This is a genomic window from Pseudomonas sp. R2-37-08W, from assembly GCF_003851705.1.
Classification (GTDB): Bacteria; Pseudomonadota; Gammaproteobacteria; order Pseudomonadales; family Pseudomonadaceae; genus Aquipseudomonas.
This window is the reverse complement of the sequence record NZ_CP027728.1, coordinates 1,596,603-1,611,866: the sequence shown is the minus strand read 5'-3', so window position 1 is coordinate 1,611,866 and position 15,264 is coordinate 1,596,603. Positions and strand designations below refer to the sequence as shown.

The 15,264-nt window shown below is 61.9% G+C and carries 13 protein-coding genes; 7 read left to right on the top strand and 6 right to left on the bottom strand.

Annotated elements, in window-relative coordinates:
* Positions 1-60: 60 nt before the first annotated feature.
* Together bglX and C4J93_RS07400 are read left to right on the top strand one after the other, a co-directional pair.
* The gene (bglX, locus tag C4J93_RS07405) at positions 61-2,352 is read left to right on the top strand and encodes a beta-glucosidase BglX (RefSeq protein WP_124366183.1); all 2,292 of its coding nucleotides are present in this window, start codon (positions 61-63) and stop codon (positions 2,350-2,352) included.
* Positions 2,353-2,617: 265 nt separating this feature from the next.
* Positions 2,618-5,560, top strand: a complete 2,943-nt coding sequence (locus tag C4J93_RS07400) for an autotransporter domain-containing protein (protein WP_164485236.1) — start codon at positions 2,618-2,620, stop codon at positions 5,558-5,560.
* 31 nt (positions 5,561-5,591) lie between these two features.
* Here C4J93_RS07400 and C4J93_RS07395 read toward each other — a convergent pair whose 3' ends face one another.
* The 4 genes from C4J93_RS07395 to C4J93_RS07380 form a co-directional block, all read right to left on the bottom strand.
* Complete coding sequence (locus C4J93_RS07395) at positions 5,592-6,749, bottom strand: phosphatidylserine/phosphatidylglycerophosphate/cardiolipin synthase family protein (protein WP_124369930.1); 1,158 nt, start codon at positions 6,747-6,749, stop codon at positions 5,592-5,594.
* 1 nt (position 6,750) lies between these two features.
* Positions 6,751-7,332 carry a YceI family protein gene (locus tag C4J93_RS07390; RefSeq protein WP_124428979.1) on the bottom strand — a complete coding sequence of 194 codons (582 nt, stop codon included), beginning with the start codon at positions 7,330-7,332 and terminating at the stop codon, positions 6,751-6,753.
* Positions 7,333-7,504: 172 nt separating this feature from the next.
* Entirely contained in the window at positions 7,505-7,819 is a 315-nt protein-coding gene (locus C4J93_RS07385) for an amidase (RefSeq protein ID WP_124428978.1), read from the bottom strand.
* Positions 7,816-8,889: a serine hydrolase gene (locus tag C4J93_RS07380; RefSeq protein ID WP_124430853.1), complete on the bottom strand. Its 1,074-nt coding sequence runs from the start codon at positions 8,887-8,889 to the stop codon at positions 7,816-7,818. Before C4J93_RS07380 ends, C4J93_RS07385 begins: the two co-directional genes overlap by 4 nt.
* A gap of 185 nt (positions 8,890-9,074) precedes the next feature.
* Between C4J93_RS07380 and olsB the strand changes: the two genes are divergently transcribed.
* Both olsB and C4J93_RS07370 read left to right on the top strand, forming a co-directional pair.
* Positions 9,075-9,830, top strand: a complete 756-nt coding sequence (gene olsB, locus C4J93_RS07375) for an L-ornithine N(alpha)-acyltransferase (RefSeq protein ID WP_124366177.1) — start codon at positions 9,075-9,077, stop codon at positions 9,828-9,830.
* Positions 9,830-10,621, top strand: a complete 792-nt coding sequence (locus tag C4J93_RS07370) for a 1-acyl-sn-glycerol-3-phosphate acyltransferase (RefSeq protein WP_124428977.1) — start codon at positions 9,830-9,832, stop codon at positions 10,619-10,621. Before olsB ends, C4J93_RS07370 begins: the two co-directional genes overlap by 1 nt.
* Before the next feature lie 107 nt (positions 10,622-10,728).
* On the opposite strand, the gene C4J93_RS07365 is transcribed toward C4J93_RS07370, so the two are convergent.
* Positions 10,729-11,313: an ACP phosphodiesterase gene (locus C4J93_RS07365; protein WP_124428976.1), complete on the bottom strand. Its 585-nt coding sequence runs from the start codon at positions 11,311-11,313 to the stop codon at positions 10,729-10,731.
* 154 nt (positions 11,314-11,467) lie between these two features.
* On the opposite strand from C4J93_RS07365, the gene C4J93_RS07360 reads away from it, so the two are divergent.
* Positions 11,468-11,809: a helix-turn-helix transcriptional regulator gene (locus tag C4J93_RS07360; protein WP_124361685.1), complete on the top strand. Its 342-nt coding sequence runs from the start codon at positions 11,468-11,470 to the stop codon at positions 11,807-11,809.
* Positions 11,810-11,835: 26 nt separating this feature from the next.
* On the top strand, positions 11,836-12,891 hold the full coding sequence (locus C4J93_RS07355) for an alkene reductase (protein WP_124361684.1): 1,056 nt from the start codon (positions 11,836-11,838) through the stop codon (positions 12,889-12,891).
* Between the two features lie 303 nt (positions 12,892-13,194).
* Here C4J93_RS07355 and C4J93_RS07350 read toward each other — a convergent pair whose 3' ends face one another.
* Complete coding sequence (locus tag C4J93_RS07350) at positions 13,195-13,827, bottom strand: TetR family transcriptional regulator (protein WP_124369923.1); 633 nt, start codon at positions 13,825-13,827, stop codon at positions 13,195-13,197.
* Positions 13,828-14,113: 286 nt separating this feature from the next.
* Between C4J93_RS07350 and C4J93_RS07345 the strand changes: the two genes are divergently transcribed.
* Positions 14,114-15,262, top strand: coding sequence for an efflux RND transporter periplasmic adaptor subunit (locus tag C4J93_RS07345; RefSeq protein ID WP_124361682.1), 1,149 nt, complete (start codon positions 14,114-14,116; stop codon positions 15,260-15,262).
* Positions 15,263-15,264: the final 2 nt, after the last annotated feature.

Sequence of the window (15,264 nt, the reverse complement as noted above, 5' to 3'; positions counted from 1 at the left end):
GCTCCCCACATTTTGGCCGATCAGCCTGACCGCTGTGCAGTGAGCCGAAAAAGGATATTCATGAAGAAGCTGTGTTTGCTCGGCCTTGTTGCCACTCTGGCCAGCCACCCCGCATGGGCAGAAACAAAGCCTGCTGCGCTTGACGACAAGGACGCCTTCGTCAGCGACCTGCTCAAGCAGATGACCCTCGATGAAAAGATCGGCCAATTGCGCCTGATCAGCATCGGCCCGGAAATGCCCCGCGAGCTGATCCGCAAGGAAATCGCCGCCGGCCGCATCGGTGGCACGTTCAACTCCATCACTCGCCCGGAAAACCGGCCGATGCAGGACGCGGCGATGCGCAGCCGGTTGAAGATCCCGATGTTCTTCGCCTACGACGTGATCCACGGCCACCGCACGATTTTCCCGATCAGCCTGGCCCTGGCCTCCAGCTGGGACATGGACGCCATCGGCCGCTCCGGGCGCATCGCCGCCCAGGAAGCCGCCGCCGACAGCCTCGACATCACCTTCGCGCCGATGGTCGACATCTCCCGTGACCCGCGCTGGGGCCGCACCTCCGAAGGCTTCGGCGAAGACACGTACCTGGTGTCGCGCATTGCCGAAGTCATGGTCAAGGCGTTCCAGGGCGCCAGCGCCGCGAACGCCGACAGCATCATGGCCAGCGTCAAGCACTTCGCCCTGTACGGCGCGGTAGAGGGCGGGCGCGATTACAACGTGGTCGACATGAGCCCGGTCAAGATGTACCAGGACTACCTGCCGCCCTACCACGCGGCGATCAAGGCCGGTTCCGGCGGCGTGATGGTAGCGCTCAACTCGATCAACGGCGTGCCCGCCACCGCCAACACCTGGCTGATGAACGACCTGCTGCGCAGGGACTGGGGCTTCAAGGGCCTGGCCGTGAGCGACCACGGTGCGATCTTCGAACTGATCAAGCACGGCGTGGCCAAGGACGGGCGTGAAGCCGCCAAACTGGCGATCAAGGCCGGCATCGACATGAGCATGAACGACACGCTGTACGGCAAGGAACTGCCGGGGCTGCTCAAGTCCGGCGAGATCGAACAGAGCGACATCGACAACGCCGTGCGCGAAGTGCTCGGCGCCAAGTACGACATGGGCCTGTTCAAGGACCCGTACCTGCGCATCGGCAAGGCCGAGGATGACCCGGCCGATACCTATGCCGACAGCCGCCTGCACCGTGCCGACGCGCGTGACATCGCGCGCCGCAGCCTGGTGTTGCTGAAGAATCAGAACCAGACGCTGCCGCTGAAAAAATCCGCGACCATCGCGCTGGTCGGCCCGCTGGCCAAGGCGCCGATCGACATGATGGGCAGCTGGGCCGCCGCCGGCAAACCGGAGCAGTCGGTGACGTTGCTGGATGGCATGAACGCCGTGATCGGCGATAAAGGCAAAATCATCTACGCCCGCGGCGCCAACATCACCAACGACAAGGCAGTGGTCGACTACCTCAACTTCCTCAACTTCGACGCCCCGGAAGTGGTGGATGACAAGCGTGCGCCGCAAGTGTTGATCGATGAGGCGGTCAAGGCGGCCCAGAATGCGGACGTCGTCGTGGCCGCCGTGGGCGAGTCCCGTGGCATGTCCCACGAGTCCTCCAGCCGTACCGACCTGAACATTCCACAAAGCCAACGGGACCTGATCAAGGCCCTAAAAGCCACCGGCAAGCCGCTGGTACTGGTGCTGATGAATGGCCGGCCGCTGTCGATTCTCGAGGAAAACCAACAGGCCGACGCCATCCTGGAAACCTGGTTCGCCGGCACCGAAGGCGGCAACGCCATTGCCGACGTGCTATTCGGCGACTACAACCCGTCGGGCAAACTGCCGATCACCTTCCCGCGTTCGGTGGGGCAGATTCCCACCTACTACAACCACCTGAGCATCGGCCGGCCGTTCACGCCGGGCAAACCGGGCAACTACACCTCGCAGTACTTCGATGACACCACCGGCCCGCTGTTTCCGTTTGGCTATGGCCTGAGCTACACCACGTTCAGCCTGTCGGACATGGCGCTGTCGTCCACCACCCTGAACAAGACCGGCAAGCTCGACGCCAGCGTCACGCTGAAAAACACCGGCAAGGTCGATGGCGAAACCGTGGTGCAGCTGTACATCCAGGACGTAGCCGGCTCGATGATCCGCCCGGTGAAAGAGCTGAAGAACTTCCAGAAAGTCATGCTCAAGGCGGGAGAGGAGCGCACGCTGCACTTCAGCATTACCGAGGAAGATTTGAAGTTTTACAACAGCCAGCTCAAATTCGCCGCAGAACCGGGTGAGTTCAATGTACAGATCGGGCTGGACTCCCAGGCTGTGCAGCAGCAGACTTTCGAGTTGCTGTAACCCACGCAGCCCCCTCTTTCGCGCGAGAGGGGGCTTGCACCCACACCTGTCGCCGTCGACATAAAGTCAAGTTTCGTTCCACAGTCCCAGCTTCCTCCGACATCCCACCCCCTGCCTGCTCGCGCACTCTGTCTGCCCTAAATCAGTGTGCAGGTGGACTATGTCGCCGACGAAAAACGTCCCACGGGCCATTTACAACATCCTTTTTTACTCAGCGCTCAAGCGAAAAGCACTCGCGCTGTGCATGCTCGGGAGTCTGCCGGGCATGCCCGTTGAAGCCGCGAGCTACAGCGAACAGGGTCGATTGCACGACGCCGCCAGCTGGCGCAGCGATGAGTTCAAAAAAAGCTGGGGGCTGGGCGCCATCGGTGCCGATTACGCTTATGCCCGGGGGTTGAGTGGCGCGGGCGTGCAAGTGGGGGTTTATGATTCCGGCAGCGACTTGCGCCATGACGAGTTTGCCGGCAAACCGCATTCCGGCGTGCGCCTGGCAGACCCCGGATGTAAAAGCGATACGGTGCTGTTCGGTGGCTGCTTCTTCAGCGAGGGTGATCGTTCCGCCGCGCATGTGCTTGAGGCTCTGCCGCCTGAAGCCTTGGTCGCATTAGAGGAGGAAATCGTCAACGGTGATTTCACCCGCGAACAAGTGGATGACTATCTTAGAAACACAGGAGCTCGCTATGAATGGCACGGCACCTTCGTGGCCGCCAACATACTCGCCAACCGAAATGGCGCCGGGGCCCATGGCGTAGCCTTCGGGGCCAATGTGAGTGCGTTGCGCAGATTCAGCAACACTTACCAGGACGGCCCCGGTGTGCGGCCGTACAGCGTCACCCATCCAACACCGGAGGCAGTCAACGCCGCCTACGCCCAACTGCACGAGCAAAATGTGCGAGTCGTCAACCATAGCTGGGGGCCTACAGTCCCCTTGGCAGATGAGGCGGCACTGGACGAGGAATTGGATCAAACCCATACCCGCAGCTATGCAGAGCTCAGAGCCATAGCCGACGCCTCCGTCAAATACGGCATGCTCCAGGTATGGGCGGCGGGCAATACACTTACCCCCAACGCAACACCACGAGCAGCACCCTTTGCTGGGGTTCATTCGAGTCTGCCGCGCGCGGTCGCCGAACTCGAGCGCTATTGGTTGACCGTGGTCAACGTCAACCAGGCGCTGACCTTGAGCGATGGTTCGTACCGCTGTGGCTTCAGCAAGGACTGGTGCCTGGCGGCGCCGGGAACGGATATCACTTCTGCCGGGGTAACAGGGGCCATACACACCGAAACCCACTACGACAACGAAGGCGACGCCGACGGCTTTACAGTGACCGGCGACAAACTCGAATTTACAGACTTCACCGCTTCCGGAACCTCCATCGCCGCGCCTCACGTAACAGGTGCACTGGCATTGCTGATCGAGCGCTTCCCTTACCTCGACAACCCGCACATCCGCGATGTGTTGCTGACCACCGCCACCGACCTGGGTGAGCCTGGCGTCGACGATGTGTACGGCTGGGGCCTGATAGATCTGAAAAAAGCCATCGACGGGCCCGGCCAACTGCGGGTGGACACACAGGTAAACATGGACCGCCCCGCCGGCGGCGCGGTGGTATGGCAAGGCGGCGCATGGGACGACTGGCGCAACGATATCAGCGGCCCCGGGCGCCTGGAAAAAAGCGGCGCCGGCTGGTTACGCTTGAGCGGCAATAACAGCTTTGCCGGGGCCACGCTCAACGCAGGTATCCTGGAGCTGGCCGGCAACAACACCCTCAAGGGCGATGTGAACCTCGAAGGCGGCGTTCTGCGCCTGAACGGCTCTTTGGCCGTCGAAGGTGACTACCGTCAAGCACCCGGCGCAACCCTGATGGCCGAGCTGGTCGGCCAGGGCCGGCCGGCAAAACTGCAGGTCGATAACCAGGCCACTGTCAACGGCGGCACGCTGTACCTGAGCGCACAACCCGGCACCTACCCATTGGGCCAGCAATACAGCATCCTCCAGGCAAAAGGTGCCGTGAGCGGCGAGTTTGCCGCGATCGACCATCGAGAGTTCTCGCCCTTCCTCAGCGTGTCCCAAGTCAAGCAAGCCAATAACCTGCTGGTCGAGTTTGCGCGTGGAAGGCCACTGGCTTCTGCGGCAAACACCACCAACCAACGCGCCGTCGCCACGGCCGCCGATGCTCAAGCCGCGCCGACCCCGCTGCTGCAGCGCCTCACCGCACTGTTCCCCGAGCAGGCCCCCTCGGCCCTGGACCAACTGAGCGGCGAGCTGCATGCCAGTACCCAGGCGGCACTGATCGAAAACAGCCGGGTAGTGCGTGAAGCCGTACTCGACCGGCAGCGTAACGCCCATGGTCGTAGCGCTACCGAGGCCGAAGCACTGAGCGAGGGCGCCTGGGTGCAACTGCCACGCCAGACCGGCCAACTGCAAGGCAATAGCAACACCGCCCGCGCGTCCCACAGCAGCACAGGCCTGTTGGTCGGGTTCGATCACCGGCTGGAACAAGGCACACGCGTGGGGATGGTTGCGGGCAGCAGCACTGGCGACGTGAAGGCCGGCGCTCGCGGCAAGGCGAGTGTCGACAGCTACCAGTTGGGCCTGCACGTGGGGCACACCTGGGACGCTCTGGGCCTGTACGGCGGCATCGCCTATGCGCAGCATCAGATCGCAACCAAGCGCCGAGTCAGCTTCCCAGGCGTGGAGAATCGGCTGTCTGCCGACTACACCAACCGTACCGTGCAGGCGTTCGCCGAAGCCAACTATCGCTTCAATCACGGTTTCTGGGATTGGCAGCCCTACCTGCAACTGGCCACTGTGCAGCAGCGCAGCGACGGCTTCACCGAACGCGGCGGCATGGCGTCACTGCGCGGCCAACGCGCGAACGACAGTGTCAAACTGACCACCGGCGGCGTGCGCGTGAACCTCGACTTGGCCCAGGCACAGACTGGCCCGTCATGGTTGAGACTGCGTGGCGGCCTGGCCTATACCCATGCCGGCGGCGATCGCCAATCGGCGGCTCAAGTGGCCTGGGAAGACGGCTACACCTTTAAGGTGAACGGCGCCCCGCTGGATCGGCTCAGCACACGACTGGAGCTGGGCGCCACCGCACGCCTGAGCCGCAACAGCGCGCTGGACCTGGCTTTCAGCCAACAGCGCGGCGAGCGTTCACGGGACCAGAACATCACGGCGCAGTATTCGTTGCAGTTCTAAACCGCGTAAGTAACCAAAGGCGGGGGGCACCCTACCCTCGCCGATCCAACAGGTTGACCACCAACCTGTCGACCCACCCCCACAACCTCTGCTTCACCCGCCGCCACAGCGGCCGCGCCTTCCATGCCTGCAGGCTCATCGCCTGGCTCTGGGCGAAATCGCGCTCGAAACTGCCAGCCACAGCCTGCGTCAACTCAGGGTCCAACGCTTCGAGGTTGGCCTCCAGGTTGAAGCGCAGATTCCAGTGGTCGAAATTGCACGAGCCGATGCTCACCCAATCGTCCACCAGCACCATCTTCAGGTGCAAAAAGCACGGCTGGTATTCAAAGATCTGCACCCCCGAGCGCAGCAACCGTGGGTAATAACGGTGCCCGGCGTAACGTACGGATGGGTGGTCGGTACGCGGGCCGGTGAGCAGCAGGCGTACATCGACGCCGCGCCCCGCCGCCCGGCGTAACGCGCGACGCACGCTCCAGGTCGGCAGGAAGTACGGGGTGGCCAGCCAGATCCGCTGCTGGCTGCTGTTCAAGGCGCGGATCAGCGACTGCAGGATATCGCGATGCTGACGGGCGTCGGCATAGGCAACCCGCCCCAGGCCCGGCCCGGTCGCGGGCACCTTGGGCAAACGCGGCAAACCAAAGTGGGTGGCGGGCTTCCACTCGCGGCGGGCGGCGTTGGCGTGCCATTGACGATCGAACAGCGCCTGCCAATCCAGCACCAGCGGACCGCTGATCTGCACCATCACTTCATGCCAGTCGGCGGTGTCCTGGCCCGGCGTCCAGAACTCATCCGTCACACCGGTGCCGCCAACCACCGCGATACCCTGGTCGACCAACAACACCTTGCGGTGGTCACGGTACAGGTTGCGCATCCAGCGCCGCCAGCTCAGGCGGTTGTAGAACCGCAGCTCCACACCCGCGTCGGTCAGGCGCTTGCGCAGCCCGAGGGTAAACGCCAGGCTGCCGTAATCATCGAACAGGCAACGCACCTGCACACCGCGTTCAGCTGCGAGCACCAGCGCCTGCACCATCGCTTCGGCGCAGGCGCCGGCTTCCACCAGGTACAACTCCAGATCGACCTGCTGCTCAGCCCGCGCAATCCCGGCCAACATCTGCGGGAAGAAACTCGGCCCGTCGATCAGCAACTCGAAACGGTTGGCGCTGCGCCACGGGAACACCGCGCCGCCCACGTCAGCGCGCCGTAAAGATCAGCACCGCACCCACCGGCACCGACAAACTGATCGATTTAAGACCTGCGACCTTGCGCAGCGCGGCCACGCCTGGCGCGAGGTCAAAATCCTCGGCATGCAGCACCACCGGCTCCAGGGTCACCACCTGGAAGCGCCGGTCATCCAGGCGCGTGGCCAATAGCTCGGCCGTGTAGGTCTGGGTCTTGCCATGCAAGGTGATGCTCAGCGGCAGGCGCAACTCCAGTTGCGCGCCAGAGGCCAGGTCATTGATCGGTTGCAGGTTGATCTGGGTGCTGATCAACGCTTCGGGAAACTGCTTGATCTCGAACAACTCTTTGCGCATGCGCTCGTCACGCAGCGGGACGCCACTGTTGATCGACTCCAGCTCCACCTGGACCTGGGCCGCGCCCTGGCTGTCGACCTTGCCGTGCAGCACGAGGAAGCGCTGCACTTCGGCGATTTCGGTGTTTTTGGTGGTGACGAAGGACAGGCGTGAAGACTCGTTATCCAGGTACCAGTCGGCATGGGCAGACACAGCGGCACAGGTCAGCAGTGCAAAGACCAAAGGTTTGAAATTGAACATAAAGGCTCATGGGGCAAAAAATCTGGATGAACCTTAAGCGCAATCTCACGAACGGCGCAAATCCAATGTGGGAGGGGGCTTGCCCCCGATAGCGGTGGGTCAGCAACTCATCCTGTGACTGACACGCTGTCATCGGGGGCAAGCCCCCTCCCACAAGGGTGATGTGTGGGTTTCAGGGATTCAGGCGACAGCCCTGACGATCGCCCAGCCACCGTGCCGTGTGCGTACGTCCCAGCCCACTCGCCGTCACTTCACTGCGCTCGGGATTATCACTGAAAGCGCTGGTCGGCACGTATTGCTTCACATAGCCACGGCAGTAGTCGGCGGGTTGGTTTTCCACATAGCGACACGAGCAATACTCCTTGGCCGTGTACGCCGCGATGATGTCGGGAAAGGCTTGCAGGTTGATGCGCTCATGCCACACCCAGCCCAACAACACGAGCAACAACAGCAGCAAAACGCTGATAAGCGGATGGCGCCGAATCATGATCGCACCGCCGCCAGCACGCGTTTGAGCAGTTCGTTATGTCGGTAGCTGCCGTCGCGGTCATCGCCGTAGCGCACGATGACCAAGTGTTCGTCGGGCAGCACGAACAGCGCCTGGCCCCAGTGCCCCAGTGCGGCGAAGGTGTCGGCCGGTGCGTCGGGCCAGGGTGCGGGGGTGCTCAGGTTGAGCCACCATTGCCCGCCTGGCACGGCTTCATCCTGGCCCGCTTTGTAATTGGCGAAGGGTTGGCGATTGAACGCGACCCACTCCTTGGGCAGCAATTGTCGCTCTTCCCAACGCCCGTCCCGCGCCATCAACAGCCCGACCCGCGCCAGATCGCGGGCGGTGAGGTAGGCATAAGATGAGGCGACAAACGTCTCGTCGGCATCGGTTTCCCAGGTTGCAGTGCGAATGCCCAATGGCTTGAACAACGCCTCCCACGGGTAGCTCATATAAGCCTTGTGCCCGAGCATGCCTTTGAGCGCGGCCGACAGAATATTGCTGTCGCCGCTGGAGTAACGAAAAGCCTGGCCGGGTGCATCGGCGGCCTCGGTCTCGGCCGCGAATTGCGCCATATCGCCGCGGCCACGGGTGTAGAGCATCGCCACTACCGAGGATTTGAGCGGCGCGTATTCATAGTCTTCCTGCCAGTCCAAGCCCGAGGCCCAGTGCAGCAGGTCGGCCATCGTCACCTTGGGGTGCTGCTTCATCGGTGGGTAAAAGCGCGCGGCGGGGTCGTTCAGTTTGAAGCGGTTTTCGCCGTAGGCCACCCCCAGTACGGTCGCCATCAGGCTTTTGCTGACCGACCAGGTCAGGTGCGGCGTGCTGGCGCTAGTGGGTGCTGCGTAGCGTTCATAGATGATCTGGCCGTCGCGGATCACCAACAGCGCGTCGGTACGAATACCTTGGCGAGTGTTGTCGTCACGGGGCGGGAATGCGTAGGCATTCAGCGCGTCGACAGCAGGACCTTCGATCAACCTGCCCGTCACCCAGTCATGGCCAGGCCAGGTTTCAGCACGCGCACTCACGGTGATGAATAACAAGACAACGCACAGCAGGCCTTTGACCATGGACGCAAACTCAAGGGGCATTCAAGCCCGCGAGCCTAATCCAGGCCGATGACAGATTGACGACAAGGGGCCTGTCATCCAACCGTCACCGTAACTTCATGGAGATGACACCGAGCCTACATAGCCTGAGTTTGGACAACAAAGTCGACTGGCCGCACAACCTGGCCGGCACTCGGAGACTCGCTATGACTCAGCTCGCCCGCATCAGCGACACCGGCAATGAACGCCGCCTGCAAGCCGAACGCCTGGTTGGCGCCGCGGCCTTGCAGGAAGCCCAGGCCCTGCGGTTCAACGTGTTCAGCGGCGAGTTCAACGCCAAGCTGAAAGGCGCGGAACTGGGTCTGGACATGGATGACTATGATGTTCACTGCAGCCACATCGGCGTGCGTGACTTAAACAGCGGTCGACTGGTGGCCACCACCCGTTTGCTCGATCACCAGGCCGCCAGCACCTTGGGCCGGTTCTACAGCGAAGAGGAATTCAGCCTGCATGGGCTGCTGCACTTGCAGGGCCCGATCCTGGAAATCGGCCGTACCTGCGTCGACCCGGCCTACCGCAACGGCGGCACCATCGCGGTGCTCTGGGGCGAGTTGGCCGAGGTGCTCAACGAGGGCGGCTACAGCTACCTGATGGGGTGCGCGAGCATCCCGATGCACGACGGTGGCATTCAGGCCCACGCGATCATGCAGCGTCTGCGCGAGCGCTACCTGTGCAATGAACACCTGCGCGCCGAGCCGAAAAAGCCCCTGCCGGCGATGGACCTGCCGTCCAACGTCATCGCCGAAATGCCACCGCTGCTCAAGGCTTATATGCGCCTGGGCGCGAAGATTTGCGGCGAGCCGTGCTGGGATGAAGATTTCCAGGTGGCCGACGTGTTCATCCTGCTCAAGCGCGATGAGCTGTGCCCGCGCTATGCGCGTCACTTCAAGGCAGCCATGTGATGGGCCGCCTGCGCGTGTACGGGCGCATCGCCCGGGTGCTGCTGGTGGTGGCGCTGGGCTTGACCATGGCCAGTGTGTTTGGCCTGTTCGAGCGTCTGGGCGTGGCCAATTCGATGGTGCGGCGCCAGCGTTGGTCGCGGTTCTTCATGGCGCGGTTGACCCACGCCCTGCCCTTTCGCGTGACGGTGCACGGCCAGTTGCCGCAAACGCCGATGCTGTGGGTGAGCAATCATGTGTCCTGGACGGATATTCCGCTGCTGGGCATGGTGACGCCGCTGTCGTTCCTGTCCAAAGCCGAAGTGCGCACCTGGCCGGTGGCCGGCTGGTTGGCGGCGAAGGCCGGCAGCCTGTTCATCCGCCGTGGCTCGGGTGACAGCCAGTTGATTCGCAAACAGATGACCCGTCACCTGGAGCAACAGCACCCGCTGTTGATGTTCCCCGAAGGCACCACCACGGACGGTCGCAGCCTGCGCACGTTTCACGGGCGGTTGTTGGCCAGTGCGATCGATGCGGACGTGTCGCTGCAGCCGGTGGCGATACGTTATCTGCGCAATGGCGAGGTGGACGCACTGGCACCGTTCATTGGCGACGATGATCTGCTGTCGCACCTGATGCGGCTGTTTGCCCATGACCAGGGCGATGTGGAGATTCACCTGCTCAAGCCGATTGCCTGCGCCGGACAGGAACGCGCGGCGCTGGCGTATCAGGCGCAGCAGGCGGTGCAGAGGGCGTTGTTTGGGCCGTTGCCGGAAGCCGAATTGGAAGACACTCGCCCCGCCTATGCGGCCTGAAGTGGGCACGGTCAAAATGTGGGAGGGGGCTTGCTCCCGATAGCAGTGGTTCAGTCAATACATACAGTGACTGACACACTGCTATCGGGAGCAAGCCCCCTCCCACATTAGTTTTGCGTTGTCAGTTGGGACTGGGCAAATTTCTGCACCTCGGGGTAGAACAACCGGAAATCCTCACTCAGCGGCTCATACAACACACGCAACTCCTGCATCGCATATCCCAACTCCTCGGGCTGGGTCAACCGCCGCGAAATCCCGCGCAACACCTGCTCCATCACCGCAAACTCACGATACGAGCCCAACCAGTCATCCGCCGCCATATATGGCGCAATCTGCGCCAGCCGCCCCGGCAACTGCGGTTCGGCCGCCAGCACGCGGTACACCTGCGCGGTGAAGTGCTCCAGCGGCTGGTCGGCATACCGCGCCCAGTCCCGCGCCAGGCAATGGTCGAAAAACACATCGAGCACGATCCCGGCATAGCGCCTGCGGGTCAGGCTGAAACGCGACAACGCCTCCCCTACCAACGGGTGGCTGTCGGTAAAGCGGTCGATGGAACGGTGCAATTGGATCGCCGCTTCGATCGAGGGACTGAACTGGCCCTGCAAGCGGCCTTTGACGAAGTCGCCATACAGGCTGCCCAGCAGTTGCGCAGGCCGTTGGCCGCCTAGGTGCAAGTGTGCGAGATAATTCATGGCGCGCAGTCTACCACCGCCGCCAACGTATCGTTATAACCCGATATACCCAATTCGACTGACCTCAGAGCAAAATCATATTGGTATATCGGGATATAACGATTTAAGGTTCGCCTCATCGCGATATAACGTTTTACGACACCGAGCCTCTGCCATGCCCTTCGACCTCGACGACATAATAAAAGCCCTGGCGCACCCAGTACGACGAGACATCCTCACCTGGCTGAAAGACCCGAAAGTGCAATTTCCCGAGCAACTGCACAATCACGAATACGGCATCTGCGCCGGGCAGATCGACCAGCGCTGCGGCTTGTCCCAGTCGACCGTGTCGGCCCACCTGGCGACGTTGCAACGGGCGGGCTTGATCACCAGCCAGAAGGCCGGGCAGTGGCATTTTTTCAAACGCAATGAGGACGTGATCCAAGCCTTCCTCACCGCGCTCTTCACCGAACTCAGCGCCCCCGGCGATGCCGAGCTGGCCCCCACGACCCACTGATCAACTTGAGACAAAGGTGCTTTCCAATGCCGACTATTTTCGACCCCATCAAACTGGGCGACCTGGAACTGAAAAACCGCATCATCATGGCGCCGCTGACCCGCTGCCGTGCCGACGCCGGCCGCGTGCCCAATGCGCTGATGGCCGAGTACTACGTACAGCGCGCATCCGCCGGGCTGATCCTCAGCGAAGCCACCTCCGTAACGCCCATGGGCGTGGGCTACCCGGACACGCCGGGCATCTGGTCCAACGACCAGGTTCGCGGCTGGTCCAATGTGACCAAGGCGATCCACGGCGCGGGCGGCAAGATCTTCCTGCAACTGTGGCACGTCGGGCGCATCTCCCATGAGTCGTACCTGAACGGCGAAACCCCGGTGGCGCCGAGCGCGGTCCAGCCCAAAGGCCACGTCAGCCTGGTGCGCCCACTGGCCGACTACCCGACCCCACGCGCCCTGGAAACCGCTGAAATCGCCGACATCGTCGACGCTTACCGCACCGGCGCCGAAAACGCCAAGGCCGCCGGTTTCGACGGCGTTGAAATCCACGGCGCCAACGGCTACCTGCTCGACCAGTTCCTGCAAAGCAGCACCAACCAGCGCACCGACCAGTACGGCGGTTCCCTGGAAAACCGTGCGCGCCTGCTGCTGGAAGTGACCGATGCCGCCATCGAAGTCTGGGGTGCCGGCCGCGTGGGCGTGCACCTGGCACCGCGCGCCGACGCTCACGATATGGGTGACGCCAACCTGGCGGAAACCTTCACCTACGTGGCCAGTGAACTGGGCAAGCGTGGCATTGCCTTTATCTGCGCCCGTGAAAAAGAAGGCGCGGACAGCCTCGGCCCACAACTGAAAAAAGCCTTCGGCGGCGTCTACATCGCCAACGAACGCTTCACCAAAGACAGCGCCAACGCCTGGCTGGCCGCCGGCAAGGCCGATGCGGTGGCCTTCGGCATACCGTTCATTGCCAACCCGGACCTGCCGGCACGCTTGAAGGCCGATGCGCCACTGAACGAGCCGCACCCGGAAACCTTCTACGGCAAAGGGCCAGTTGGCTATATCGACTACCCAACGCTGCCGATCTAACTGACTGAAACATGGAACAATGTGGGAGGGGGCTTGCCCCCGATGGCGGTTTGTCAGTCAATGAAGTGTTGACTGAACCACTGCTATCGGGAGCAAGCCCCCTCCCACATTTTGCCTGTGTGTAGCCCCTTGGAAACATCGCTTCACAGAACCGCAACAAAATCGCTACAAAATACTTAGGCCGCTACCTATCAACCGCCCGCCAGCGCGTATATAAAGTCATCCCTTCAATCAGGCAGAAGGACGATTGACCATCCTTAGGCTTTACTGTTGACACAACTGGACGTAATTACGCATTTTGTCTCAATTGCGCAGGCTGGGGCTCAGGCGCAGCATGTCCAGCCCGGCATCCACCCAGCGTTCGGCGTCCTGATGCAGTTGAAAGCTGTCAGGCACCAACAGCCACTGGCCGATCAGGCCTTGGATGAAGGCATGAATGCACACCGCTGCACGGGCGGTATCGAGATTTTCCGGTAATTGCCCACGATGCACCGCATTACGCAACGTCAGGCCGATGCGCAGGTTGCACTCCAGGGTATGGGCCTGGCGCTGGCGGCGCATGTCACACATTTCATCGGTGAATTCGCACTTATGGAACAAGATCTCGTTGATGCGCCGGGTTTTCGGGTCCAGAGCCACTTGATGATAAAGATGAATCAGCAGCTTGCGCATGCACCCCAACGGGTCGACTTCATCCTCGCTTTCACTCGCCCGGGCCAATTCGTCCAAGGGTTCGTGCAGCGTGTCGAGCAGCGCCTGCAGCAAGTCGGATTTGTTGCTGAAATGCCAGTAGATGGCACCGCGCGTCACGCCCGCCAGAGCGGCGATGTCCGCCAGCGTGGTCCGCGCAACGCCCCGTTCATAAAAGGCTTGCTCGGCAGCTTGGAGGATCTGGCTGCGCGTTTCCTGAGCTTCCTCTTTGGTACGACGAACCATGGCAGTAAAACCTCAATCAGAACACTTGGGACTATCGTTAACGCAAGGTTAATAGACGCGAACGATCATCAGAATAATTGTGGGACGACACCGTCAAGGGCGCCGAACGTACTAAAATCGAGGCTTTGGACGGTGCTTTGTCTACATTCCGCCCTGCCTGTCAAGAGTTTACAAACAACCATGAACGTAAGTATATTGCGTAGCAAGCTACTTATCTACTCACAGCTTGTTTTTCACCCTTCCACACTTCTTGTGCGCACCCTGCGCGCCTGACCCGAGGATCTTCATGCAACTTAAGCCAGCTGTTACCGCTCTGGTCACTGCCGTCGCCCTGGCATCGCTGCTCAGCGGATGTAAAAAGGAAGAAGCGGCACCGCCCGCTCAAACCCCTCAGGTCGGCGTGGTCACCATTCAACCGCAAGCCTTTACCCTGACCACCGAGCTGCCAGGCCGCACCACGGCCTACCGCATTGCCGAAGTGCGCCCACAGGTGAACGGCATCATTCTCAAGCGCCTGTTCAAGGAAGGCGCCGACGTGAAGGAAGGGCAGCAGCTCTACCAGATCGATCCGTCGGTGTATGAGGCCACACTCAAGAGCGCCCAGGCCAAGCTGACCCAGACCAAGTCGATCACCGATCGCTACAAGCAATTGGTCGATGAGCAAGCCGTCAGCCGCCAGGAATACGACACTGCCGTCGCCGACCGCATGACCGCCGAGGCAGACCTGCAGAGCGCGCAGATCAATGTGCGCTACACCAAGGTGTTCGCGCCGATTTCCGGACGCATCGGCCGCTCTTCGGTGACCGAAGGCGCGCTGGTCAGCAATGGCCAGGCCGATGCCATGGCCGTGATCCAGCAACTGGACCCGATCTACGTCGACGTCACCCAGTCTTCGGCAGAAATGCTGAAACTGCGCCGCGACCTGGAAAGCGGCCAACTGCAAAAAGCCGGCGACAACGCCGCCATGGTCAAGCTGACCCTGGAAGACGGCAGCGACTACGGCCACCCAGGCAAGCTGGAGTTCTCTGAAGTGTCGGTCGACCAGACCACCGGTTCCGTGACCCTGCGCGCCGTGTTCCCTAACCCTGACCATGTGCTGCTGCCCGGCATGTTCGTGCACGCCCAGCTGCAAGCCGGTGTGAACAGCAAGGCCATTCTCGCGCCGCAACAAGGCGTGACCCGTGACCTGAAGGGCATTCCGACCGCACTGATCGTGAACAAGGACAACAAGGTCGAGCAACGCGTACTGGTTGCCAATCGGACTTCCGGCGCCTACTGGCTGGTGGAAAAAGGCCTGGACGCCGGCGACCGCGTGATCACCGAAGGCCTGCAATTCATCAAGCCGGGCATTGAAGTCAAGGTCAAGGACGCCGACAACGCCAAACCCGCCGGTACTGCTGCAGCGCCTGCTGCCGCTGCTGGTCAAGGGGAGTAATC

What these genes read in the sequence shown, in the direction of transcription:
- bglX (WP_124366183.1), top strand. Translation starts at nt 61, where the DNA reads ATGAAGAAGCTGTGTTTGCTCGGCCTTGTTGCCACTCTGGCCAGCCAC.
- C4J93_RS07400 (WP_164485236.1), top strand. Translation starts at nt 2,618, where the DNA reads ATGCCCGTTGAAGCCGCGAGCTACAGCGAACAGGGTCGATTGCACGAC.
- C4J93_RS07390 (WP_124428979.1), bottom strand. Translation starts at nt 7,332, where the DNA reads ATGTTCAATTTCAAACCTTTGGTCTTTGCACTGCTGACCTGTGCCGCT.
- C4J93_RS07385 (WP_124428978.1), bottom strand. Translation starts at nt 7,819, where the DNA reads ATGATTCGGCGCCATCCGCTTATCAGCGTTTTGCTGCTGTTGTTGCTC.
- C4J93_RS07380 (WP_124430853.1), bottom strand. Translation starts at nt 8,889, where the DNA reads ATGGTCAAAGGCCTGCTGTGCGTTGTCTTGTTATTCATCACCGTGAGT.
- olsB (WP_124366177.1), top strand. Translation starts at nt 9,075, where the DNA reads ATGACTCAGCTCGCCCGCATCAGCGACACCGGCAATGAACGCCGCCTG.
- C4J93_RS07370 (WP_124428977.1), top strand. Translation starts at nt 9,830, where the DNA reads ATGGGCCGCCTGCGCGTGTACGGGCGCATCGCCCGGGTGCTGCTGGTG.
- C4J93_RS07365 (WP_124428976.1), bottom strand. Translation starts at nt 11,313, where the DNA reads ATGAATTATCTCGCACACTTGCACCTAGGCGGCCAACGGCCTGCGCAA.
- C4J93_RS07360 (WP_124361685.1), top strand. Translation starts at nt 11,468, where the DNA reads ATGCCCTTCGACCTCGACGACATAATAAAAGCCCTGGCGCACCCAGTA.
- C4J93_RS07355 (WP_124361684.1), top strand. Translation starts at nt 11,836, where the DNA reads ATGCCGACTATTTTCGACCCCATCAAACTGGGCGACCTGGAACTGAAA.
- C4J93_RS07350 (WP_124369923.1), bottom strand. Translation starts at nt 13,827, where the DNA reads ATGGTTCGTCGTACCAAAGAGGAAGCTCAGGAAACGCGCAGCCAGATC.
- C4J93_RS07345 (WP_124361682.1), top strand. Translation starts at nt 14,114, where the DNA reads ATGCAACTTAAGCCAGCTGTTACCGCTCTGGTCACTGCCGTCGCCCTG.